We start from the raw sequence: 23,645 nt of genomic DNA, 5'->3' as shown, positions 1-23,645 counted from the left end.
ACTATATAAGAAGAAAAAGGAATATTTACTCCGGTGAATATTCCTTTTTTTATGCGATTGTTTCCTTGTCATTCCCTGTAGATAAATGATTGGTCTATACTCATAGCAAATAAGACCGCTGTGAAAACGATTGAACTGCACGGAGATCTTTACTGGGATTTTCAAAAGATTTCTGAGTCTCATTTTAAACGCTGTAATTCAATATGGGGTTTATTTTTCGGGGTGGGAATAGATCCGGTTTTCCATTCATGCAGGAGAATCAAAAAAGAAATAATTTGTTGAGTTGTTAAATTAATAATAACTTAACATTACTATAATGCAGTTGTTAATAACTGTGTTTATTTTAGCATGATTTAATCAAATAATATATAAGAAACGACATAACGTGAGATACGCTGCTATAGATATAGGCTCCAATGCGGTCCGTCTTTTGATCGCTGATATCATTGGCCAAAAGGATCAATACAATTTTAAAAAAAATACGCTTTTACGTGTTCCTTTACGTCTGGGCGATGATGCATTTATTCAACAGGAAATTTCTCCCCGAAAGGCGGAGAGCTTGATAAAAACAATGAAAGCATTTCGTGAATTGATGGATGTTTATCAAGTGGAAGACTATATGGCTTGTGCGACCTCTGCGATGCGTGATGCCAAAAATGGTCCGGATATTGTTGCGGAAATTAAGAAAAACGGGATCAATATAGATATTATCGAGGGGGCTAAGGAAGCTGAGATTATCTACAATAGCCATTGGGATAATAAGATGGAAAAAGATAAAGTGTATCTTTATATTGATGTAGGTGGTGGTAGCACTGAGTTGTCTTTATTTGCGAATGGCGTTCTGGTAAATTCCAGGTCCTTTAATCTAGGTACGATACGTATTTTGGATAATCAGGATAAAACAGAGACCTGGGACGAGCTCAAAGAGTGGGTCCGGAGCAATACGCATATGTATAAACAGGTCATTGGGATCGGAACAGGAGGCAACATCAATAAGTTGGCCCGGTTGTCTGATGAAAAAGTTGATAAGCCATTATCATACGCCAAATTAAAAGCTGTTTATGAGCATTTGGCATCATTTTCTTTAAAAGAACGTATTATTTTATTGGGACTCAACGAAGATAGAGCTGACGTCATCATTCCTGCAAGTGAGATTTTTCTGACGATTATGAAGCATGGCAGGCTAAAACAGATCATTGTACCCCGTGTTGGTTTGGTAGACGGAGTAATTAGAACCTTGATCAATAGGAATTTAGTGAAATAAAGCATTAAAAAGCATTTTTCGCCTTGCAAAAGAAGGAAAAATATTTATTTTTGTGATACCAAAGGCGAATATGAGCCCAGGTGGCGAAATTGGTAGACGCACCATCTTGAGGGGGTGGCGCTCGTATGGGCGTGGCAGTTCGAATCTGCTCCTGGGCACTTAAAAAAGGCCAAATCTTTAATTAAAAGATTTGGCCTTTTTTCTATTTCAACGATCCCATCTTTTGGATCAAGCATAAGATTGAACTTATGAATTGCTATTTCTCACTGATTTCTTTCAGTATTTGTAATGCTTTTGGCCATGTTTCGTCAAAGTAATCCAAATACTCCTCATTGGTGTCCACATCGATCTTTAACAGGGTTTTACTGCCAAGATCCTCAAAGGTGTAATTTTCAAACGAACCGGCCCAATCTTCGACTGCGGGTCCTTCGGTAATCTCTTTGCCTTTGTCTAATATACCGTAATGACGAATGGATATGTATTTATTTGGAATATGATCGGCTATCTCTGCAACCATACCTTCTTTTTCACCATCTTTATTAATGCCTATAAAATAAATCTTGGCACCCTTTTCCCAGCTACCTTCAAAGTCAGAAGTTGGATTGAAAGCAGCCGTCCACTTTTTATAGGTTTCTTTATCGAGCATGGTTTTAAATACATGATCGACCGGCGCGTCGATGGTGATCTGATAATTCATTTTCTTCATATTCTTATTGTTTTGGGAAGTTAGGATCTGCTTTTACCTCTGCAATCTGTTTGGTATGTCGAGCACAATGTGCGGCAATAAACATTAAACCTTGGTAACCGTCGACGACGCCTGTCGGGTAATCGTTGATATGACTGCGCAGGTCTTTTGCATCCGCTTTCGTAATGTAATCGATCACTGGTTGTCGCGCAGCACGAAAATCAGCCAATGCCGTTTTTGAATCTTTGTATATGCCGGTTGGTTGAAGTTCTTTTGGAGCCTGAAATTTATGGCTTCGATCTGTAATTGTCGTTTTTAGATTGTCGTCGGTCATTTGCACCTCGCTCTTTCTTTCGGGCTGTGGCGCCTTGGTCAATGCGGCCTTTGCCATGTCAAATATCATCCGTTCAGATAGTACAATATGTTCCAGGCATTGGCTGATTGACCATTTGTCCGGAGCAGATTTAAATTGTAACTGAGCTTCACTGAGTCCTGATACTTGTTTTTCGAGTTCGTTCGTCGTCTCATTGAAGTACTGCAATAGGGAATCTGTGCCCTCTTGCTCTTTTGTGAGTGTAGTTTGCTCAATTGCTTCAATAGCATCGTGCTGACTTGCTGCTTGCCTTGGAGCTGGGGTTGATGAAAGGAGTACTGCGCTAAAGCCGGCAATCGCTATCATATTCATAATCTTGTACATGTTTATAATTTTTTTAATTGTTAAACGTCACTTTCTTTTTACAATTATAATTCATTTTTGTTTTTTTATTCTTTTCATAAGGCAAGAAATAGGATAGGATAGGATGTATGCCTTTAAAGACTGCCATTTTTACGATAGTAAATCTAAAAATGCTTATGAAATGTTAAATTTAATTTATAATAAGAATAGGCCGGAATCAATAGGAGGACTTAATGGCGTATTTAAAAGGACTATAGGTAAGATTTATTGTATATATTTTCAATTTTCAAACATTTTATTAAAATGTTTGAAAATTGAAAATATATAACTAACTTTAATTCAGATGAACAAAAAGGAACAGGTTAAGGTGCGGATTGGTCAGGCCGCAATGGAGTGTTTTGAGCGATATGGCTTGGAAAAGACAACATTGGACGATATCGCAAAAGCGGTTGGATTGAACAAAACGTCTCTTTACTATTATTACAAGAACAAGGAAGATATTTTTATAGAGGTTGCTATCCGTGAAGGGGAATCCTTTATAGGTGCGTTGCAGCAGAGTACATTAAAGAAAAAAGGAGTGGAGCATCAGATTGCCTTTTATCTGGAATCAAGATTGAACTATTATACGAATGTACTGAATATGAATCGGGTATCGGTAGAGTCACTGGATAAGATTTTACCTCGTTTTTTTGAACTGTATGATGCGATGATGGTGCAAGAGAAAGACTTTCTGACAAAGCTTTTAGTGCAAGCCACCGTTCAAGAACAGCTAGATATGGAAGATCCGGATAATACGGCCTCGGTATTGATCAATTTTGCGAATGCGTTAAAGCATAGTACCGAGCAACAAGCAATCCTAAAGAAGCAAGTCGAAATCGACTATACGCAAAGTCTTCGGGATACTAAATTTTTGGTTTCCTTGATTTTTAAGGGAATCAGAAAGCGGGGATGATGACCTGTTTTAGGGAATCATGGATGGGGTAAAGTGAAGCATTGAAGCGAGTATTATACGCTAACCAATATAAACATGAAAAAAATTACCTTATTCATCCAGATTCTCTGTTTCTGCGCTCCACTGTCGTTGGTTGCGCAACAGACGATCAACGGGCGCGTGCGTAACAGCCTGACCGGAGAAGCAGCTTATGCAGTCTCCATACGTATAAAAGACGGTAAAGAAGGCACCTTTTCGGACGATCGAGGTCGTTTTCAATTGAAAACGACCAAAGCTTTACCACTCATCCTATCTATTTCTGCAATCGGTTTTGAACCCAAAGAGGTTGTTGTTGAAAGCTTGGCTTCCACGTTGGAAATTCCGCTGAATGTTTCGCCGATCTTAGGACAGGAGGTGGTGGTTTCTGCGAGCCGAACGGTGCAGACCAAACTTTCTTCTCCGGTAACTATTGAGCAAATCAGTAATAAAGATATTCACAATGCAGCGCAGATAAATTACATGGATATGCTGCAGGGGCTGCGGGGAGTCGATGTTACCGTATCGAGTATTGGTTTTACGAGTGTCACTACACGTGGGTTCAATACGAGTGGAAATACAAATTTTACACAGATTGTTGATGGGATGGACAACCAAGCTCCGGGCTTAAACTTTCCGTTGGGTTCAGTGATTGGCCTGACCCAGCTTGATGTTGACAATATTGAGTTATTGTCTGGCGCATCTTCCGCTTTATATGGCTCACGAGGACTCAATGGAACCATGATCGCTACAGGAAAGAATCCATTCAAATATCAGGGATTAAGTGTATTGGTAACTCAGGGGGTCAATCATATAAACCCTAAAAAGAACAATGATCCAGTCCCCACTTCACCCTACTATGACTGGTCCGTTCGCTATGCCAAGCAGCTCAGTAATCGGATTGCTTTTAAGATCAACGGTCAATATACACAAGCAAAGGACTGGGTCGCCAATGATGAGACAAACAAAAACGGTTTGGGTACAGCGCTCACAGATCCCAATTATAATGGTGTGAATAGGTATGGTGGGGCAACTTCGGTAGATATCAATCCTTTCCTGGAAGCTGCCCTTGCAGGAAATCCGGATTTGAAGCCTATTGTTGAACCTTTACTTGCCCATCCAAATTATGTCTCGCGGACAGGCTATCCTGAGTATGGATATCTCGATAATCGGGCAAAACTTTTTAAGGTGAACGGCGAATTTCGTTACAAAATTTCACCTGATATCGAAGCGATTGCCTCAGCGACTTTCGGTACCGGAAATATTGTGTATACCAATGATACCCGCTATCAGTTGAAAGGATTTAAAGTAGGCCAATACCGTTTGGAGGTACGGAGTGACAAGTGGTTTGTCCGGGCGTATACGACTCAGGAAAATTCAGGCAAAACACTCGTGGCCGGACCGACTGCGCAATATATCAATGAGTCATGGAAAACCAGTTACGATGGCAATGTAGGGGGCTGGTACCCTGAATATACTGCTGGTCTCCTTCAGGCACTGGCCTCGGGGACAGCACTTACAGATGCCCATCTGCAAGGACGTAGTTTGGCGGATCAAGGACGGGCGGAACTAGGTACTGCGCTATTTAATAGACTCAAAGACAGCATTAGTAATACGCCAATTTCTGAAGGGGGAACGTTATTTCTGGACCGAAGTAAGCTATATAATACCGAAGCACAGTATAATTTCTCGGAACATATCAAATTTATGCAGGTCATAGCAGGCGTAAATTGGCGTTTATATAGCCTGAATTCTAAAAATACTTTATTTCCGGATAAGGATAAACCGATTCACGTCAATGAATATAGTGCCTACCTTCAACTCGCGAAAAAGATTATGGAGGAACGGATGCATATCGCTACTTCTTTTCGGTATGATAAGAATACCTTGTTTGCTCAACCGAAACTTACATCGCGTGCATCAATGGTATACGAAGTGCTAAGACAGAATTATTTACGTTTTTCTTATCAAAATGCGTATAGCTTTCCTTCAAATATTCAGGCGCTCCAAAATACATTGAACGGCTATAATAGTTTTTCATCCGGTGGATCCTCGCTATTATTGATCGATAATTATCAATTTGACCGTTATCCTCCTTACACATTGGAAAGTGTGCAAAAATTTCAGGCGACAAATGATCCGAAGGTACTTCAGCAATTTAAGTTTGACAATATAAAACCACAGTCCGTAAATGCTTTTGAACTGGGATATGCAGCCGTGTTTGGTAAGCGTGTCATGGTTGATGTACTCGGTTATTTTTCAACATGGAAGAATTTTATCGGTTATGCCAATGTCGCAAATACACCGGGCACTGACGATATCAATGCTTTTAAGGATCATGCAACCTATGTCCAATATAATGTGGCCTTTAATGGTGGAGAAACCGTAAATACATACGGCTATGCCGCAAGTGTGAGTATAGATCTAGGTCGGAATTTTATGACAAAGGCAAACTATTATTCGGATTATCTTAAGAACAAAAATAATAGCCAGATCAACAACTTTAATACACCGAATTATCATGTCAATTTTGAATTTGCAAATAGTGGATTCGGTAAAAAGCAGGTCTGGTCTTTTAGCACATCCCTTCGTTATAAACCCGGATATTATTATGTTGTTTCAGGCGGTCTTGCTGCGGGACAGGTGCCTAGTTCGACAGTAATTGATGCGCAAGTGAGCTATAAGTTTATTAAAGCCCGTTCTGGTATTCGCGTCGGTGGAACAAATATTACGAACAAATACTATTCTACAGGTATCGCAAACCCTCGCATCGGTGCGGTGTATTATGTCACCTATGCTTATAATATTTTTTAACCAAAATAAATCATAAAAAAATAAATCATGAAAGGATATGTAAAAAACGGGCTCATAATGGTGTTCATAAGTTTCGCCTTTTGGAGCTGCAAGAATCAACAAAGTAAAGATTATCATGTGCTGACTTTTGGTCCCGGGCAGGAGGAAGCAATTGAAGAGGCTTTTCTGTCGATTAAAGATAGTACAAATATACATTTGAAATCAGGTAAATATCGTTTTGATAACCTGAGTATAGCCCAGGTCAACCATATTAAAATTGAAGGCGAGGGGCACGAAAAAACCATCATCGACTTTTCGGGCCAGACACAGGGGGGAGAGGGCATCCGTATTACTGATGTCAAGGGGCTGACAATCGGAAAGATGACGATCCGGGATTCAAAAGGAGATCTATTGAAGATAAACAACAGCCAGGACATTATTATTGCAGACCTGCATAGTATATGGAGTTCGGCTGACTCTACCAGTGGCGGATATGGAATTTATCCGGTGCTCTGTAAGAATGTTCTTATCGAGAATTGCTATGCCGAAGGCGCTTCTGATGCAGGTATTTATGTTGGGCAAACCAAAGGAGTCGTGGTAAGAAAATGTAAGGCATCCAAAAATGTAGCTGGCTGTGAAATTGAAAATACGACTGATGCGGAGGTGTATGACAATGAGTTTTATGGAAATACCGCCGGTTTTTTAATTTTTGATTTGCCCGACCTGTCCCAACGGGGCGGACGAGTGAAGGCTTATCGTAATAAGATTTATGATAATAATTTTAGAAATTTTGCAAAAGGAGGTAGTTTTGGGACATTTTGGGGTGTCGGAAATGCCTCTCCCGGAAGTGGAATTATTATCCTTTCCACATCAAATATCGAATTGTATAACAATACGATTGAACACAATAATACTTCGGCTATTACCATAGCTTCTGGTTTTGCTGTGGATGAGAAGGCCGCTGAGCGCATCAATAACAACTACTCGCCAATACCCTCGCAGATTAAAATCCATGGAAATAAAATAAGCATGGGAGACAAGTTTCCTCAGCCTGCTTATGAACACCGCATTGGCCAATTAATTATTGCTACTGAGGCGCAGCTCAATGTCGTGGAACCCAATCGTTCAGTGAAAAGAATTCCTGCAATTCTATACGATGGTATTTCCAGTAATATTATGACAAATGGTACTGCCCCAAATCCGGATGCTATTTGCATTGATCAGCCCGGCGAAAATATGTTTGTGTCCGCAGATTTTAAACATGCGGGCCAGGGAGACAAATGGAAACCATCAAGCAATGTGAAACCATTTCAATGTAAATAGCCGTGAAAAATATAAAACTAACCCTAGTTGGGATTGTTATTTTGTGTGTGTTCCTATTGATTTTACAACAAAGCTGCCGGCAAGGGAAAAATAAATCGGAACAGGTCAGTAGTTCATTCGTGTTTAAAGAAAAGCTTTCTGATTATGGATTTTTCAAGGGAAGGTTGAGTGATCTATTGCCGAAAGAAGGTATTCTCCCTTATGAATTAAGTACACCTTTGTTTTCAGATTATACTGTTAAAGATCGTTTTATTGTTCTTCCTACTGGAAAATCAATTGCGTACACGTCACAAGGACCTTTAGATTTTCCGGATTCAACAATAATCGTTAAAAATTTCTCCTATATCAATGTTCAGGGGCAGAAGATTATTATTGAAACACGTTTATTGGTCAAAGACCCCGCAGATCATAACTGGAAAGTCATGAACTACCTTTGGAATGTGGAGCAATCAGATGCGATTAAGCATATTCGGGGGGCAAAATTGGCGATCACTTTGGTCGATAACAATGGGAATAGGAATAAGACAAATTACATGGTGCCAAATACCAATGACTGTAAGCGTTGTCATAATAATGCATCGAAATTAATGCCAATAGGTCCTAAAGCCCGTAATCTGAATTTTGTCCGTTCAGGCGATTCTGTCAATCAATTGGCTCACTGGAGTACCAGGGGATTGTTGAAAAATATGCCCGACTTAAAACATGTCGCGCAATTGCCGATATGGACGGATAAGACCAAATTTAGTCTCGAAGATCGTTCCCGGGCTTATTTAGATGTCAATTGCGCCCATTGTCATACAAAGGGCGGGGACGCGTTTAATACAGGATTATTCCTCAACTACGAAGAGGATACACCGGCACATCTGGGTGTGGATAAGGCTCCTGTATCAGCAGGAGGAGGAGCAGGTGGATTAAACTATGATATTATACCCGGGGATTCGGAGCATTCTATCTTGTTGTATCGAATGAATAGTATAGAACCCGGGACAGCAATGCCTGAATTGGCCCGAAGTATAATCCATAAGGAAGGTGTGGATTTGATTCGGCAATGGATAGATAATATGCCAAAGAAAAAGTAACATTATTTTCACCTTCCGATTTATATTAATTCGAATAGCATGATCGATCAAATAGATTCCATATTTCAGCAACAGCAACTCTTTAAAATTGAATTGCGACATAGCGATGTCCATGAACGGATAGAAAAGTTACGCAGATTACGCCGCGTAATTGAAAGCAACGAAGATTTAATTTATGAAGCGCTGGCAAAAGATTTACGCAAATCAAGAAATGAAGCTGCAATAAGCGAGGTATTATTTATTTATGGTGAAATCGAGTTTGCTATTCGTCATTTGCGAACATGGATGCGGCCAAAACGCGTGGGGAGGTCAATGACGAACCTACTGGCAAAAAGTTCGATTGTATATCAGCCCAAAGGGGCTGTTCTGATTATATCTCCCTGGAATTATCCCTTTCAGCTTACGATGAGCCCTTTGGTATCAGCCATTGCCGCAGGTAACTGTATTGTTTTGAAGCCGTCTGAACACAGTCCATATACTGCATCCCTAATTTGGAAGATGATTTCCGAAGCATTTGATGTCAAAGAAATCGTTTGTATCGAAGGTGAAAAATCTACAGCGGAGACACTTCTGAAACTTCCTTTTGATCATATTTTCTTTACTGGTAGTTCAGTGGTGGGCAAACAGATTATGAGAGCTGCTTCTGACCATTTAAGTTCCGTAACTTTGGAACTCGGCGGGAAATCACCGGTTATACTGGATGAAACAGCTCATCTTGAAAAGGCGGCAAATAAAGTCGCCTGGGGGAAATTGATCAATGCTGGGCAGACTTGTATTGCTCCGGACTATGTTCTTCTTCCAACAGGATTGCGTGATGAATTTGTAAAACATTACTTAAATGCTGTAAAAAAAATGTTTTTTACAGGGAGCGGTGAAATAGACCCGACGCGTTACGCGAAGATTATCAATCAGAAGCATGCTGATCGCCTCAGTACTTTGATCGCCAGATCGGTTGAAGATGGGGCAACGTTGGTTGAAGGAGGCCTGCTATCGGAGGATTTAACTTTAAATCCGACCTTGTTGACAGGTGTTTCTTTGGATAATGCGATCATGAGCGAAGAAATATTTGGTCCCATCCTTCCGATTATAACTTATGACAACTTGGAAGACGCAATTTCTATCGTAAATCAAGGCGAAAAACCATTGGCATTGTATATTTTTAGCGAAAGCAGGCATCATACCCAGCTTATCATCCAACAGATAGCGTCCGGAGGTGTCTGTGTCAATGATGTGCTGATCCATGTCTCTAATCCCCATTTACCATTCGGAGGAGTCAACGGTAGTGGCCAAGGAAGCTGCCATGGTTTTTTTGGCTTCAAGGCATTTTCACATGAGCGTGCTGTAATGCGTCAATCTAAATATGATCTTTCGAAATGGATTTATCCGCCTTATAAAAATGGAATATTTAAATTGCTAAAAAAATGGATTTAGGCTGCTTATTTTTTATACTTGTATATGAATAAAATCAAAAGCATTGTTGTATTTTGCGCTTCCAGCTTGGGCAATTCCACCATATATGAAGATCAGGCGAAATACGTAGGTCATACTTTTGCGCAACGGAATGTTCAATTGGTATATGGCGGTGGACGCGCTGGATTAATGGGCGTGGTTGCAAATGCCGCTTTGGAAAAAGGTGGCTCGGTCATTGGCGTTATTCCCCATTTTTTAAACTCAAAAGAGCGGGAACATCGAGGTGTAACGAAGTTAATCATAGTAGACAGTATGCATGATCGTAAAAGAATCATGAATGAATATGCTGAAGGAGTAATTGCACTGCCCGGTGGATTTGGAACACTGGAGGAGCTTTTTGAAATGACGACCTGGGCGCAACTGGGGCTACATAGAAAACCTGTAGGATTGTTGAATATTAACGGGTTTTATGACCACCTAATCAAGTTTATGGACCACATGGTTCATGAAGGTCTTTTAAGGCCGGAGAACCGCGAGATGCTGTTGGTCGGCCAGACAATTGAAGAACTTTTAGATAAGATGGAAAACTATGCCCCGCCGGCAGTAACAAAATGGATCGAAAAAAATGAGATTTAAAAAAACGTTGTTGTTTTAACGGGGGTGCTTTCTAATATGGTCTTCATATGGCTCTTATTCTTTGTGGAGACCATTCTTATTGCATTTTGATATTGTTTCGGAGTTTGTAACAAAAATTCTTTATCTAATTATTTTATAATTCAAAAGCCTTGCTACACCTTTATTAATTACTGCTCCTTTCTATCTTGATGCACGGAGGATTTCATGTGACAGTTATTGCTCTCTCCCAATATGATCCATGAAGTAAAACAAGTTTCCAATGCATTCAATTTGTCTATAGATTATCATGTTATTGTTTCCTGGGATTTACATTTGTAACAGACAAATTTGATTTTGTTTTTACAGGTCTGATAGCCCGGACGTTCCCTTAAATGTTATGCTGAAATATTTCGCTACCTCCTCTGGGGAACTATTGTTTTTTTTGAAATTTACAATTTGATCAATTTTTTCTAGAAAATGGTCAATAGATAATTGGGCAATGCGCTCTATCTTTGAAATGGCTATCAACTTGGTTTGATTGATGGGGAATAAGAGAAATTTACCCATCGTTAGCTCGATCATAGGTACCCATATTTTAACCGGCGGGGTGCCTATGACAGCTAACTTTTAGCAAACGTTAAAGGGTAGTGTCCTTTTAACAAAAAAGGCTTGATCTTCGGATCGAGCCTTTCTTATTTTACATCGTGATTTCTAAACTGAAATAGTTAAAGTTTATTTGCCCGGGCTGTTATTTCTGCAATATCGAGTACCTCTATTTCGGACTCTTTCTCTTTTATTTTTACACCGTCTTTTAACATCGTCATACAGAAAGGGCATGCCGCAGCAACAACCTGTGGCTGTATTCCTATTACCTCTTCAATGCGTTCAATGTTGATATCTTTCTTGCCTGGTTCGGGTTCTTTAAACATTTGGCCCCCGCCGGCGCCGCAGCATAGACCGTTGCTCTTGCAGCGTTTTAATTCAACAAGTTGTGCATCTAGACTTTCAAGAACTTTTCGAGGTGCTTCATAGACTTCATTTGCGCGGCCTAGGTAGCAAGGATCATGATAGGTTATTTTTTTCCCCTTAAAGATATTATTGTCAGCCGGTTTCAACTTGCCCTCGTCGATGAGACTCTGGATCAATTGCGTATGATGAATGACTTCATAATGACCACCCAAAGCAGGATATTCATTTTTAAGCGTGTTAAAACAGTGGGGACAAGCGGTTACGATTTTTTTGATTTCGTAGCCATTCAAAACCTCTATATTCATCATGGCTTGCATCTGAAATAAAAACTCATTTCCACTTCTCTTAGCAGGATCACCGGTACAGCTTTCCTCCGTTCCAAGAATAGCATAGTTAATACCAACGTGCTGGAGAATTCGACAGATATCACGTGTTATTTTTTGCGCGCGTTCATCAAAGCTACCAGCACAACCCACCCAAAATAATATATCGGGAGTTTCTCCCTTAGCTAACAGTTCAGCGACTGTTGGAACTTTCAATTCATTTTCCATCATTAAACTATTGTTGTTGAGTCCAATTTGCGCGATCCATTTGTGCATATTTCCATGGAGCACCATTATTCTCAATGTTTCCAAACATATTATTAATACTTGCGGGCGCCTGAGATTCCTCCATAATCGCAAACCGACGAAGTTCTATGATAATGTCCAATGGGTTAATATTGACAGGACATTGCTCTACACAGGCATTGCAGCTCGTACAAGCCCATAATTCTTCCCGGCTGATATAGGTATCGATAAGAGACTTGCCATCCTCCACAAAGCTGCCGTTTACCTTAATGTTATCACCTACTTCGGTTAGCCTATCCCTTGTGTCCATCATTATTTTTCGTGGTGACAGAAGTTTTCCTGTGATATTGGCAGGACAGGAGGACGTGCAACGGCCACATTCGGTGCAAGTATAGGCATCCAAAAGGCTTTTCCAGGTTAAATCCTGGACATCTTTGGCTCCAAAACGAGCTGTCCCATCCGAAGATGGTGGCGTAAAGCTTGGATCAAGCATTGCTTTTACTTCATTTGTCACAGCAGCCATATTGGATAATTTCCCTTTGGCATCCAAGTTTGAAAAATAGGTGTTCGGAAAAGCGAGTATGATATGCAAGTGTTTTGAATAGGGGAGGTAGTTTAAAAAAGCCAATACACCTAATATATGAAACCACCAACAAGATCTTTCGATGATATATAAAGTAGCAGTTGAGGTAGGCAAATAGGGCAAGAGATAGTGGCTCACCGGAAACGAACCAACAGACTTAAAATGCTCGAATCCATAAAGCTGTAATTTGAGATCGGTCGCATTCATCAGCAGAAAAGCCGACATCAGCAGAATTTCTGTGACCAAGATGATATTAGCGTCGGTTTTGGGCCAATTATTAAGCTCTTTACTGTTCAGGCGATTTACCCGAATGACATTTCTTCGAATCAGGAAGACTAAGCAGGACACCAGTACCCCAAGTGCCAGCCATTCAAATGAACCGATCAAGAAATTATAGAAGCTTCCCATAAACGAAAATACCCGATGGGTTCCGAATAAACCATCAATAATGATCTCTAGCATTTCAATATTGATGATAACAAAGCCTAAATAGACAAATAAGTGCAGAATGGCAGGAATAATGCGCTTAAACATCTTCTTTTGCCCAAAGGCAACCAAAAGCATTGTTTTCCAACGCTCCGAAGGCCTATCAGAACGATCTAACTCCCGACCTAATTTGATATTACTATAGATCCGCCGTGCATTTTTACTAAAAAAAAATAACGCGCCCAGAAAACAAACTGCAAATATTAGTTGACCTATCATATGCTCGAATATTGGTTACATAACAAATATACCATATTATTTTGTTATGCTAACATAGTAAAAATAAATCAAAAAATTAGATTGTTCATAATCATTTTCTAAAAATATTTAAGGAAGAGATAGCGGGGATGGGAAAAGAGACTTCCAAGAAATTATCGGTATTTCTTGGAAGCTGAGGTTATTTTATTTATCAATTTATTCTACGTCGGAAAATGTCTGCTTAAGAATTCTTCCAATCGTTTTTTCGATACGTGTTTTTCCTTCTTCTGTATTGATATCTATGCCACAGAACGTGCTGCCCGTCGATTTGGCCTGTAAGCTGAGGTAGTAAATTCCACTAACCAATAAAGCTAATGTCGCTCTTATATCGTTTTCAGAATTTTCAAATTTTGGATCAAAGTATTTAAATAGTTCTTCGCCAAGAGCTTCACGGCGATCAGCTATATTTTTTAGTGCTTTTGTTTTTTCACCCAGCCCCCAATGGATGATTTTTTGTTTGGTTTTATCTTTTAAAAATGTATTCAACTGGGATTTAAGTAATTCATTTACCAGGTCAACATCAATATCCTCTGGATTTGATATCATCTGTTCCAAAATTCCTTTATCTCCGATTTGCCAAAAGTCCTTTTGTGTCAGATAAGCTTCAACCAATTGGTCAAGACCGCCAAAATAGTTCCAGATAAGCGCTTTATTTAAACCACATTCAAGTGCGATATTCGGACCGTTCAAGGCATGATAACCTTTCTTTTGGATGACTTTTCCTACCGCAGCAATCATCCGTGCTTTGGTCCGTTCTTTGTCCCGGATGGGACCAGATGTTACTTTTCTTTCTTTCTTTGGATGATCCTCAGTTACTTTCTTTTTCATTAGAATAATTTGTTTATTCATTACCAATTTGTTTTCAAAGGCATTCATGCTGCCTTCGTCGGTTTAATAGCACTGAAGCTATCATAGACTGAGTTATATAAGCCTTTGAGCTGATTTAAGCCCATGATAATTTCATGCGATTAAAACCATTTTTAGCAATGAAGCTTTCATAAGCTGTCCTCTTTGTTCGTTAATAAACAAATTTGAGCTCATGATGTTTTCATTAGGGTAGATATGTATTTTTTTACAATATCTAAATTTTAGCTGGTAAATGCAAGAAAATCGTATGACAGATTTTTTTTCCTATTGATGAGTCGACTTTAGTAGCTATTTCTGTAACATTATTAGCTGCTAATTTCAGGGAGTGGGTAATAAAAAGAGGCAATAAAAAAGGGATTATTCAGATGAATAATCCCTTTTTTATGCTGTAAAATATGTTATTATTTTTTCGCTGGTGCTGCAGGTGCTGCTGTAGCAGAAATACCTAATTTTGTTTTAACGGCAGCAGTCAAATCTTCGCCACCTTGGAAATAAGGAATATTGGTGCTTGAGATATCAAATACATAAGCCATGCCTTTTTCTTTGGATACTGCGCTTACCGCCTCAGCCACTTTTCTTTGAATAGGAGTAATTAACTCATCTTCTTTTTTACCCAACTCCTCTTGCGCAGCTTGTTGTGCTGTTTGAATACGCGATTGAATATCTTGTAACTCTTGTCCTAATTTATTGATTTCAGGATCAACGGTCTCTTTATTCGCTTCACTTCTGTTACGTAATTTATCATTGGCCTCTTTTTGTTTGGTTTGATAAATGGTAACCATATCTTGAATTTCTTTTGTTTTACCATCGCTCAATGTTTTCAATTGGCCTTCAGCTGTTTTATAATCTGAAGTGGATTGAATGATTTCAGCGAAATTGATATGACCAAGTTTTTGCTGAGCATTTGCGAATTGAGTTGAGAAAAATACTGCCACTATAGCAACCGCACCTTTTAATAAATTTTTCATGCTTTTCATTTTAATCTAATAAGCCATCTCTATGGCAATCTTTTTAGTTTTCTAATTAATTACTATTTGTATTACTTGTGTCCACAATGATAATAAACTCCAGCTTAGTTTGCAAGACTAGGATTAGGTTTATAACCTAATTTTGTAATGACTTCATTACTTTTGTTCAATTTTTGGTTCGCATATAGGAATGTGGACTCTTTTCCTTTATCCATAATGAAATCAATATTCTGTGCCGAAGCCACTTCTTGTATTGCTTTTGCAACACGGTCCTGAATAGGCTTTACCAGTTGTATACGTCTTTTAAAAAGTTCACCTTCGAATCCGAATTTTTGTTTTTGATAATCTTTTACTTCTTTTTCTCTGGTAACGATTTCGTCCTCACGACGGCGACGCATATCTTCGTTTAATAAAACTTGATCTTTTTGATAAGCCTGATATAATTTTTCTATTTCAGCATATTTTTGATCCACCTCTTCCTGCCATTGCTTAGAAAGATCATCCAATTGTTTTTGTGCGGCGGTATATTCGGGGACATGTTTTAGGATATATTCTGAATCTACATACGCAAGCTGTTGAGCAAATGTCGCTGTAGCACTCACGACTACAAAAGCTATAACTAACAATATTTTTTTCATATTTCCTGTAAGTTTTATAGACTATAATTTATTATTTAACATTAATTTACTTTATGACAATGTATAAGCTCAAAAGTTTAATCTGACAAATTGCCTTAAATAAATTTACGGTTCAAAAATAACAAAAAAGATGCAATCTAACAGATATTTCTCGGGTTTAACACTATTTAACTTGTTGGCCGATTCTCACGATGCCTTTCTAGAAAGGGCAGTATGTCTAACCTTTGTTGCTGAAAATAAGCTTGCTTCAATATAGGAAGATTTAAATATATCTCGCATCAAATTTGAAAATTAATTTGATACAAAAAAAGCTATCGCAGTTTGTATAGGGCACTGAAAAAGTAGACATAAAATAGTCTATAAAAAGATAAGCGGATGAACAGATCATAAGATGTTCATCCGCTTCATTTTTTAGCGGCATATTATTTTTTCCTCTAAGGTCGACTTTGGTATGTTTTTTGAATCTAGAGAGCGTTTTCTACTTTCGAAAAGGATTTTTCAGAAATGAGACTCTCAAATCTAGAATTTGAGTATTCTTTTTAGATTTACTACGAATATAGCCAGTGCTCCTTGCATTTTCATGTTTTCCAGGCCGTAGGAATCCGCCCTGTCATATCCATGAACATTCTTTAACTCGCTGTTTTTTGCTTCAATTTTATATCTATGCCTCGACTTTTCCCTGAAGTATTCGCTCTGCTGAAACACCTCCTGTTCTATATGCTCATCTGTTCGTATAGAGACTGAATATGTTTTGCTTTTAGCTTCCGGTTTGTAGCATCCATCCCTTAGTGGGCATACCTTGCATTTTTCGACATCGAAATAATACGTCATTGTCTGGTTGCACCGGTGTATCTTTTTACCCTGCACTCGCTTGTACATTGCCAGATGCCCTGCTGGACAGACAAACATATCTGCATCCTTGTTATAGTCAAACTTTTCTTCCTCTTTTCTGGCACCATGGGTGATTGCAGGATTTATCTTGGCTACAATTTTGATTTTATTGCCTTGTTGGTCTTTAAGCTTCAGGTTTTCCTTTCCAGCATAGGCCGCATCACCTATGATGGTATCTACCTCCATTCCGTTGGACCGGGCCTGATTCAATAGTTTTGGTAGTTCAGGACCATCCCCCTTTTCTCCTGAGGTAACAACTGCTGCTGCTATGATACGCTCTTCTGTCATTGCCAAATGCGTCTTATAACCAAAAAAACTACTGTCTGCGGTCTTGTGCCCAACTCTGGCATCCACATCTTTGGAAATTATATAGTTCTCCTGGGTATCTTCAACGGTCTCTTTTAGCAGGTTTAGTTTCTCCTTTACAGCTGGAATTTCGCTTAAAGTCGTATCAGACTCAATCAGCTTTTGAAGCGCCTTACAATATGCTATTTCTTTCCGGATATCATTTGACTCATTTTTCTGAGGCATTTGATCCTTGAAATCCTCATCCATCGAATATACAGCCTTACGCAGTAATTTTGAACGTTGTCTGAGCACCTCAAGTGGGGAATATGGATTCGACCGGGAAAGCGAATGGGTCGAATCAACGATGATGGACTTGGATTTGATAATACCTTTTTCCAATGCTATGGAAACGGTTTTCCCTATCAATAAATTCAACAGATCCATATCCTTAAGCCGCAGTTTACGGAACTTCGTCAGAGAGCTGGAGTTGATGACATCCTCTTCAGGTGACATCTCCAAAAAATATTTAAAGGACATATCGTAACGGGAGCGCTCCACAACATCAACATCTGAAACGGTGAATATGGTTTTCAACAACAGATATTTGAACATCCGGACAGGGCTTTCTGCAGTCCGCCCATTATTTGAACAATACTTATCCAAAAGCTCATTATAAATGAAACTAAAATCTATCATTTCATTGATCTTGCGAAGTAGATTGTCTTTAGGAACAATCAGATGGTAGAGCCTGGAATATTCACTAAGTTGGATTTTTTGTTGTTGAAATAACATTGGATGAACATAAAATACAACTATAAGATACAAAAAAAGGAGTGGAAAATCTAAGATTTTCCACTCCTTTTTTTGTTAAAAGCTTTAAAGGACTTTTTCAGTGCCCTCCAGTTTGTACGATAGCTTCTTTATTAAGATTGATCTAAAGGGTTTAATCATCCCCGATTAGAATCCACCCATATTTTGCATAATGCTAAATGTAAAGTTTTGTTTCCAGGTACTGCTCGGTAATCCTGGGATAGGATCGAATGCGTGACCGTAGTCAATTCCCAGCATACCAAAGATAGGTAGGAAGATACGGGCACCTACACCTGCTGAACGACGTACTTTAAATGGATTGTATTCAGTGAATTTGTTCCAGGTGTTACCCGCTTCGGCAAATGCCAGTACGTATACCGTCGCTTGATCATTTAACATCACAGGATGGCGCAATTCCATTTGATATTTCGTATAGATCGGGCTACCTGAGTTTCTTGCTACATTTACATTTTGAGTACCTTCTGGAATAATCACACCATTTGCATAACCACGCATAGCGATAATTTCTGAACCCTGAAGGTAATCAAATCCCTGCATACCATCACCACCAAGCTTGAATCGTTCGAAAGTGGAAATTTCTGTTTTGTTGGAATACTTACCTAAGAAACCAAACTGTGCCTGAGCTTTGAAAACTAACTTTCCTACAATTTTTGCATACCATTGTGAATCGAATTTCCATTTGTGGTATTCAGTCCAGCGGTAACGATCTTGAGGAGTACCGTTTTTATAGTCAATATTATTGAACAATGAATAAGGAGGCGTTAGTTGCACTGAGAATTTGATGTTCGAACCCGAAGTAGGGTAGATCGGTGCATCTATTGAGTTCCGGCTAAATTCTTGTGTCAAGTTAATATTGTATGCCGTACCATTGTCAAACAAGAAATAATTACCATAATTTTGAAGTTTGTAACGTTGGAACGACAATGAAGTATTGGCTTGGAACCAGTTATCTGGCCATTGTAAACGCTTACCTAAGGTTGCTGTAATACCCGTCATCCAAATCCGGTTCAACTCCGAATCTTTTACAATTTGCTCACCAGTATAATAATTGAATCCACCATAGGATGAACTAGAGGTATAAGCACTTAAACCAAAATAGATAGGTTTTTTTCCACCTAACCAAGGTTCTGAGAAAGAGAAGCTGTATGATTGGTAACGTTTACCAGAAGTCTGACCACGTACACTTAATTTTTGACCGTCACCACGAGGAAGGGGTTTCCATGAACTTTTATCAAAGAAATTACTTGTAGAGAAGTTATTAAAGGTTAATCCCAGTGTACCGATGATCTGTCCAGCTCCATAACCTCCCGAAAGCTCTACTTGATCAGAGGGTTTCTCTGTCACATTGTAAACAATATCTACCGTTCCTTCTGCATAGTTCAAATTGGTCGGAACCGGATTTGTTTTTTGCTCATCAAAATTTCCTAATTGGGCAATTTCACGCACACTTCGCATAATTTGCTCTTTTGAGAATTTTTGCCCCGGTTTTGTATAGATAGAACGTAAAACCACACGGTCATTCGTGACATCGTTACCTTTTACAATGACGTTGTTAATGGTATATTGAGCACCTTCATAGACGCGTAAATTCAAATCAATGGTGTCATTATAAACACGTGTCTGTTCAGGATCTACGGAGAAAGTCAAATATCCATCGTTCATATAGATCGATGAAATATCATCGGAATTTCGACCACCGCCCAACAATTTGGTATTCAGTTTTTCTTCGGAGAATACATCTCCGCGTTTAATCCCTAAAATCTTATTCAATAAGGTATCGGAATATTTTGCATTTCCTGTCCATACAATATTACCAACGTAATATTTAGGTCCTTCGTAAATATCAAAATTTACCAATACATTTTTTTCTCCATCCCGAATGACCGTATCCTTTAAGATTTCGGCATCACGATAGCCTTTGGCCGCCAGTTTTTTGATCAGGTTCTCTTTACCTTCCTTATACTTCTCTTCTTTGAATTTACCCGGGCCAAAAATGCGGTACCACATTTTCTGTTTGATTGGTTTGGCCATTTTCCGCAGTTCTTTCTGTGAAAAATGCTCGTTGCCCGTAAAGGTCATTTTTTTAACCCTTACCTTGTGTTTTTTATCCACATCCGCAATCAGGATTTCATTGTTGGCCTGTGCCGAATCCTTAACTGTTCTTAGTTTAATCTCCGGATATAAGTATGCTTTTTCCTTTAAAAAGCGTTGGATTGTTGCGCGTGTGGTGTTCATCAAATTTTCATTGACGATTTTACCCGTATTGCTATTTAAACGTTTACGGACTTCTTCCGTTTGGCTTTTGCTCAGTCCATTAATGTCAATACGGGTCAAACGAGGGCGTTCTACTACGCGGATGGTCAAAAAGATGTTTTCGCCTTCAATTTTGTCTGCCCATAATTCGACATCATCGAAGAGGCCTTGAGCCATCATATCTTTTACTACTTTTGCAGTCGCTTCACTTGGCACTTCCAAATATTGACCTACCGACAATTTAGATATGGTAATTAATACGTTTTTATCCAAAAATTGTGTTCCGGTTACATCAACAGCACTAATTACATAGTTTTTAGGGTTGAGATAACTGATTTTTTCGGGGTCATTTAAGTTGAACGCACCTTTTTCCTGTCCGTAGACAAGTTGCATTGATGAGAGACCAAAAAATAGTATTACGGGTAGTATACGCTTCATTTATCTTGAATTATTGGCGCTAAAGTACACCAATCAGTTGTTAATTTTTGTTAATTAAGAAAATTTAACCAGCTTGTTTTTTATTCAAATCAGTTGACAAATTTAATAAAATCATTTATAACTGTTCACTTGTTTTTCCAAACCTTCTTTCTCGTTGCTGATATTCTACAATTGATTTATATAAATCTTCTTTTGTAAACTCTGGCCACATCTTGTCTAGGAAGCATAGTTCAGAATAAGCAATTTGCCACAGAAGGAAATTACTAATCCGAAGTTCTCCGCTGGTTCGGATCAATAAATCTGGATCCGGAAGATCTCGGGTATAGAGATTAGCGGAAAAGATATCGTCATTGATATCTTCAATGGCTATTTCACCTGCATTTACTTTTTTAACCAAATTTCGGGTGGCTTCCACAATTTCCTGACGTGAACTATAGCTCAGCGCAAGCGTTAATGTACAATGTGTATTGTCTTTGGTGGCGTCAATTGTTTCCTGAAGTTTTTTTTGTGCATTTGTTGGGAGCTTGCTGATATCTCCGATGGCATTTAATCTAACACCATTTTCCTGAAATGTCTTGATTTCTTTTTTTAAAGAGGAGACCAAAAGTTCCATCAGTGCGATCACTTCTAATTTTGGCCGATTCCAGTTTTCCGCCGAAAATGCGTAGAGCGTTAGAAATTTGATGTTGGCCTGAACACATCCTTCTAAGGCCTCTCTTACTGCTTTCACGCCATTTTGGTGTCCGAATACACGGAGTTTGCCTTTTTGTTTTGCCCAACGGCCATTACCATCCATGATAATGGCAATGTGCTGGGGTAATTTAATTTTATCAATTTGATCTAAAAAGCTCATTGTTGCTATTTTCAATAAATTAACACTTTAGCTTAGTTTCAGCTTATTTGCGTGTTAAAAACCAGATACTGGTTGTCTGTGTATTATCTTTAAACGAATTTTGACCTCGCAGAATGAATTCGTTTGATCACTAGTGTTGAATCCTCATTATAGATACCTTATATACCTTATCTATGCTTATTTGTTCCAAATATCGATTTTTAATTGGAAATTCAGAAGTACAATATGATAAAGATTAATAGTTTCTGACATCGATACCCCAGAGCAGCTTTTCTCTTAATGTGCTAAAAAAGCTTTCGTGCGGAAGACGAATCAGATTAATCGTAAATGGGGCTTGTTTGATTGTCAGTTTGACAGAGGTGTCAATAGACTCGTTTTTTGAGTCACAGCTGAGTATGTATTGATTGCTTCGGCTTTCAATTTCAAGTTCAAGCGTGAATTGATTTGAAATAACGATTGGTCTGACATTAAGGTTATGTGGTGAAATCGGTGTAATGACAAAATTTCCACTTTCGGGCATAATGATCGGGCCTCCACAGCTCAGTGAATAGGCTGTAGAACCAGTAGGGGTGGCGATAATCAAGCCATCCGCCCAATAGGAATTGAGCAGTTCACCGTTAATTCGTGCATTGACTGTGATCATGGCAGAGCTGTCATAACGAAATACCGTAATATCATTAAGCGCATAATGATTGCCCTGGAACAAATTGATCTGTTCAGACTCTACGGAAAGAAGAACGCGTTTTTGGATATCGTAACGATTGTTTAATATATCATCTATTGCATGTTCGAAATCATTTTTATTAATGGAGGCCAAAAAGCCCAAACGTCCAAAATTAATTCCTGCAATGGGAATCCCAGAGTCTCTAATGAGTGATACGGCGGACAACATCGTTCCATCGCCACCTAAACTGAGCATAAGATCTGCACTGTTTTTAATTTCCTCGTATGTATGGTAAGTAGGGAAATTAAAATCACATTCAAACTGCGTTGTCAAGAACTTATAAAAGGGTGCGTAAACCCAAATATCAACGTTTTTACTAACGAGGTATTTAAATAAGTGCTTCACATGTGCTATAACGGAGGGTTGAAACTCTCGTCCATATATCGCAATTCTCATATTTTTTGAATTTATGGGGCAAAGATGAGAAAAAAACTAATCTTAACTAATTAAATGTTGATGTAATTCATAAGCTGCTGATACCGTTCGGCTGTGTCATCAAATGCGGCAACAGTATTGTGTGTCTCCATAATTATATAATTATGTCTTAAGAATGAATTAAGCAATGCATTGATATTGGATTTATCTACTTTTAGCGTAACTTCAATCGAGTCGCTTTCGAGATTTATTTTTGTAGCGCAATTGAGGATTCTACAGTTGTCACTTTCTACCAGATGCGCAATTTGAGATAATGAAAAGTCATGTAATCCAATTGATAGGACAATAATAGCTCCGGATTCATTTTGAGATTGGATCAATGAAATTGCTTTTAAAATATCTAATTGTGTAGAAACACCGACATATTTGTTATCCTGGTCCAAAATAGGCACCAATGAACTATTATATACAGTCATCATGACCAGGCCATCATAGGGATGTTGGTTAAATTTAAGCTGTATCGGCGCCGTATTAATTTTAATGGCGGAAATAGGAGCTTCTTCATTGTCGGCATCCAATAAAATTGACTCGTTGACGAATCCAATATATTCATCTCCATTTAAAACAACCAATTCTTTACAAAGCATGTCCTGTAGTTTTTCTAATGCCTGCTGTATTGAATCAGCCTTTTGAATGCTGAAATCTGCGTTTGAAAGAAATTGTCCTATTAACATACTCAAACTTAATAAAAAAAAATGATGTGAAGGGGAAATTTTTACAGATCAGATTCCTTCAGGAAACAGTGGCTTTTTTGAGTTTAACGGATAAAATAAAAGTAAGTA

General features: G+C 38.7%; 19 protein-coding genes and 1 tRNA gene. 8 read left to right on the top strand and 12 right to left on the bottom strand.

Annotated features, from left to right (window positions below):
• Positions 1 to 385: 385 nt before the first annotated feature.
• Positions 386 to 1,264 carry an exopolyphosphatase gene (locus G6053_RS20990; RefSeq protein WP_108632999.1) on the top strand — a complete coding sequence of 293 codons (879 nt, stop codon included), beginning with the start codon at positions 386 to 388 and terminating at the stop codon, positions 1,262 to 1,264.
• A 74-nt stretch (positions 1,265 to 1,338) separates the two neighbouring features.
• Positions 1,339 to 1,422: transfer RNA gene (locus G6053_RS20985), tRNA-Leu, on the top strand.
• Positions 1,423 to 1,520: 98 nt separating this feature from the next.
• On the opposite strand, the gene G6053_RS20980 is transcribed toward G6053_RS20985, so the two are convergent.
• Both G6053_RS20980 and G6053_RS20975 read right to left on the bottom strand, forming a co-directional pair.
• Entirely contained in the window at positions 1,521 to 1,970 is a 450-nt protein-coding gene (locus G6053_RS20980) for an SRPBCC domain-containing protein (protein ID WP_165308305.1), read from the bottom strand.
• Between the two features lie 4 nt (positions 1,971 to 1,974).
• Positions 1,975 to 2,646 (bottom strand): DinB family protein, encoded by a 672-nt coding sequence (locus G6053_RS20975; RefSeq protein ID WP_165308303.1) that lies wholly within the window; start codon positions 2,644 to 2,646, stop codon positions 1,975 to 1,977.
• 322 nt (positions 2,647 to 2,968) lie between these two features.
• Between G6053_RS20975 and G6053_RS20970 the strand changes: the two genes are divergently transcribed.
• The 6 genes from G6053_RS20970 (at position 2,969) to G6053_RS20945 (ending at position 10,833) form a co-directional block, all read left to right on the top strand.
• A complete protein-coding gene (locus G6053_RS20970) occupies positions 2,969 to 3,577 on the top strand; it encodes a TetR/AcrR family transcriptional regulator (RefSeq protein WP_108633003.1) in 609 nt (202 codons plus the stop codon).
• A gap of 75 nt (positions 3,578 to 3,652) precedes the next feature.
• Positions 3,653 to 6,406 carry a TonB-dependent receptor plug domain-containing protein gene (locus tag G6053_RS20965; RefSeq protein WP_165308301.1) on the top strand — a complete coding sequence of 918 codons (2,754 nt, stop codon included), beginning with the start codon at positions 3,653 to 3,655 and terminating at the stop codon, positions 6,404 to 6,406.
• Positions 6,407 to 6,433: 27 nt separating this feature from the next.
• Entirely contained in the window at positions 6,434 to 7,708 is a 1,275-nt protein-coding gene (locus tag G6053_RS20960) for a parallel beta-helix domain-containing protein (protein ID WP_108633005.1), read from the top strand.
• 2 nt (positions 7,709 to 7,710) lie between these two features.
• Positions 7,711 to 8,787, top strand: coding sequence for an SO2930 family diheme c-type cytochrome (locus G6053_RS20955; protein WP_165308299.1), 1,077 nt, complete (start codon positions 7,711 to 7,713; stop codon positions 8,785 to 8,787).
• 39 nt (positions 8,788 to 8,826) lie between these two features.
• The gene (locus tag G6053_RS20950) at positions 8,827 to 10,218 is read left to right on the top strand and encodes an aldehyde dehydrogenase family protein (RefSeq protein ID WP_241254788.1); all 1,392 of its coding nucleotides are present in this window, start codon (positions 8,827 to 8,829) and stop codon (positions 10,216 to 10,218) included.
• Between the two features lie 24 nt (positions 10,219 to 10,242).
• Positions 10,243 to 10,833 (top strand): TIGR00730 family Rossman fold protein, encoded by a 591-nt coding sequence (locus tag G6053_RS20945; protein WP_108633008.1) that lies wholly within the window; start codon positions 10,243 to 10,245, stop codon positions 10,831 to 10,833.
• A 704-nt stretch (positions 10,834 to 11,537) separates the two neighbouring features.
• On the opposite strand, the gene G6053_RS20940 is transcribed toward G6053_RS20945, so the two are convergent.
• The 10 genes from G6053_RS20940 to G6053_RS20895 form a co-directional block, all read right to left on the bottom strand.
• On the bottom strand, positions 11,538 to 12,332 hold the full coding sequence (locus G6053_RS20940) for a (Fe-S)-binding protein (RefSeq protein ID WP_108633687.1): 795 nt from the start codon (positions 12,330 to 12,332) through the stop codon (positions 11,538 to 11,540).
• A 7-nt stretch (positions 12,333 to 12,339) separates the two neighbouring features.
• Entirely contained in the window at positions 12,340 to 13,638 is a 1,299-nt protein-coding gene (locus G6053_RS20935; protein WP_165308297.1) for a (Fe-S)-binding protein, read from the bottom strand.
• A 195-nt stretch (positions 13,639 to 13,833) separates the two neighbouring features.
• Positions 13,834 to 14,505: a TetR/AcrR family transcriptional regulator gene (locus G6053_RS20930; RefSeq protein ID WP_181390486.1), complete on the bottom strand. Its 672-nt coding sequence runs from the start codon at positions 14,503 to 14,505 to the stop codon at positions 13,834 to 13,836.
• 440 nt (positions 14,506 to 14,945) lie between these two features.
• Complete coding sequence (locus G6053_RS20925; protein ID WP_108633689.1) at positions 14,946 to 15,512, bottom strand: OmpH family outer membrane protein; 567 nt, start codon at positions 15,510 to 15,512, stop codon at positions 14,946 to 14,948.
• Positions 15,513 to 15,616: 104 nt separating this feature from the next.
• Positions 15,617 to 16,150 carry an OmpH family outer membrane protein gene (locus G6053_RS20920; protein ID WP_108633010.1) on the bottom strand — a complete coding sequence of 178 codons (534 nt, stop codon included), beginning with the start codon at positions 16,148 to 16,150 and terminating at the stop codon, positions 15,617 to 15,619.
• Between the two features lie 519 nt (positions 16,151 to 16,669).
• A complete protein-coding gene (locus G6053_RS20915; protein ID WP_165306447.1) occupies positions 16,670 to 18,121 on the bottom strand; it encodes an IS1182 family transposase in 1,452 nt (483 codons plus the stop codon).
• A 165-nt stretch (positions 18,122 to 18,286) separates the two neighbouring features.
• Entirely contained in the window at positions 18,287 to 20,851 is a 2,565-nt protein-coding gene (gene bamA / locus G6053_RS20910; protein WP_108633011.1) for an outer membrane protein assembly factor BamA, read from the bottom strand.
• Between the two features lie 115 nt (positions 20,852 to 20,966).
• Positions 20,967 to 21,704: an isoprenyl transferase gene (locus G6053_RS20905; protein WP_108633012.1), complete on the bottom strand. Its 738-nt coding sequence runs from the start codon at positions 21,702 to 21,704 to the stop codon at positions 20,967 to 20,969.
• Positions 21,705 to 21,939: 235 nt separating this feature from the next.
• A complete protein-coding gene (locus tag G6053_RS20900) occupies positions 21,940 to 22,824 on the bottom strand; it encodes an NAD kinase (protein ID WP_108633013.1) in 885 nt (294 codons plus the stop codon).
• A 50-nt stretch (positions 22,825 to 22,874) separates the two neighbouring features.
• Entirely contained in the window at positions 22,875 to 23,537 is a 663-nt protein-coding gene (locus G6053_RS20895; RefSeq protein ID WP_121123996.1) for a CBS domain-containing protein, read from the bottom strand.
• Positions 23,538 to 23,645 lie beyond the last annotated feature (108 nt).

Origin of the sequence: Sphingobacterium sp. DR205 (assembly GCF_011064245.1) — a bacterium.
GTDB classification, from domain to species: Bacteria; Bacteroidota; Bacteroidia; order Sphingobacteriales; family Sphingobacteriaceae; genus Sphingobacterium; species Sphingobacterium athyrii.
The sequence above is the reverse complement of the archived record's forward strand: the minus strand, read 5'-3'. Positions and strand labels throughout refer to the sequence as shown.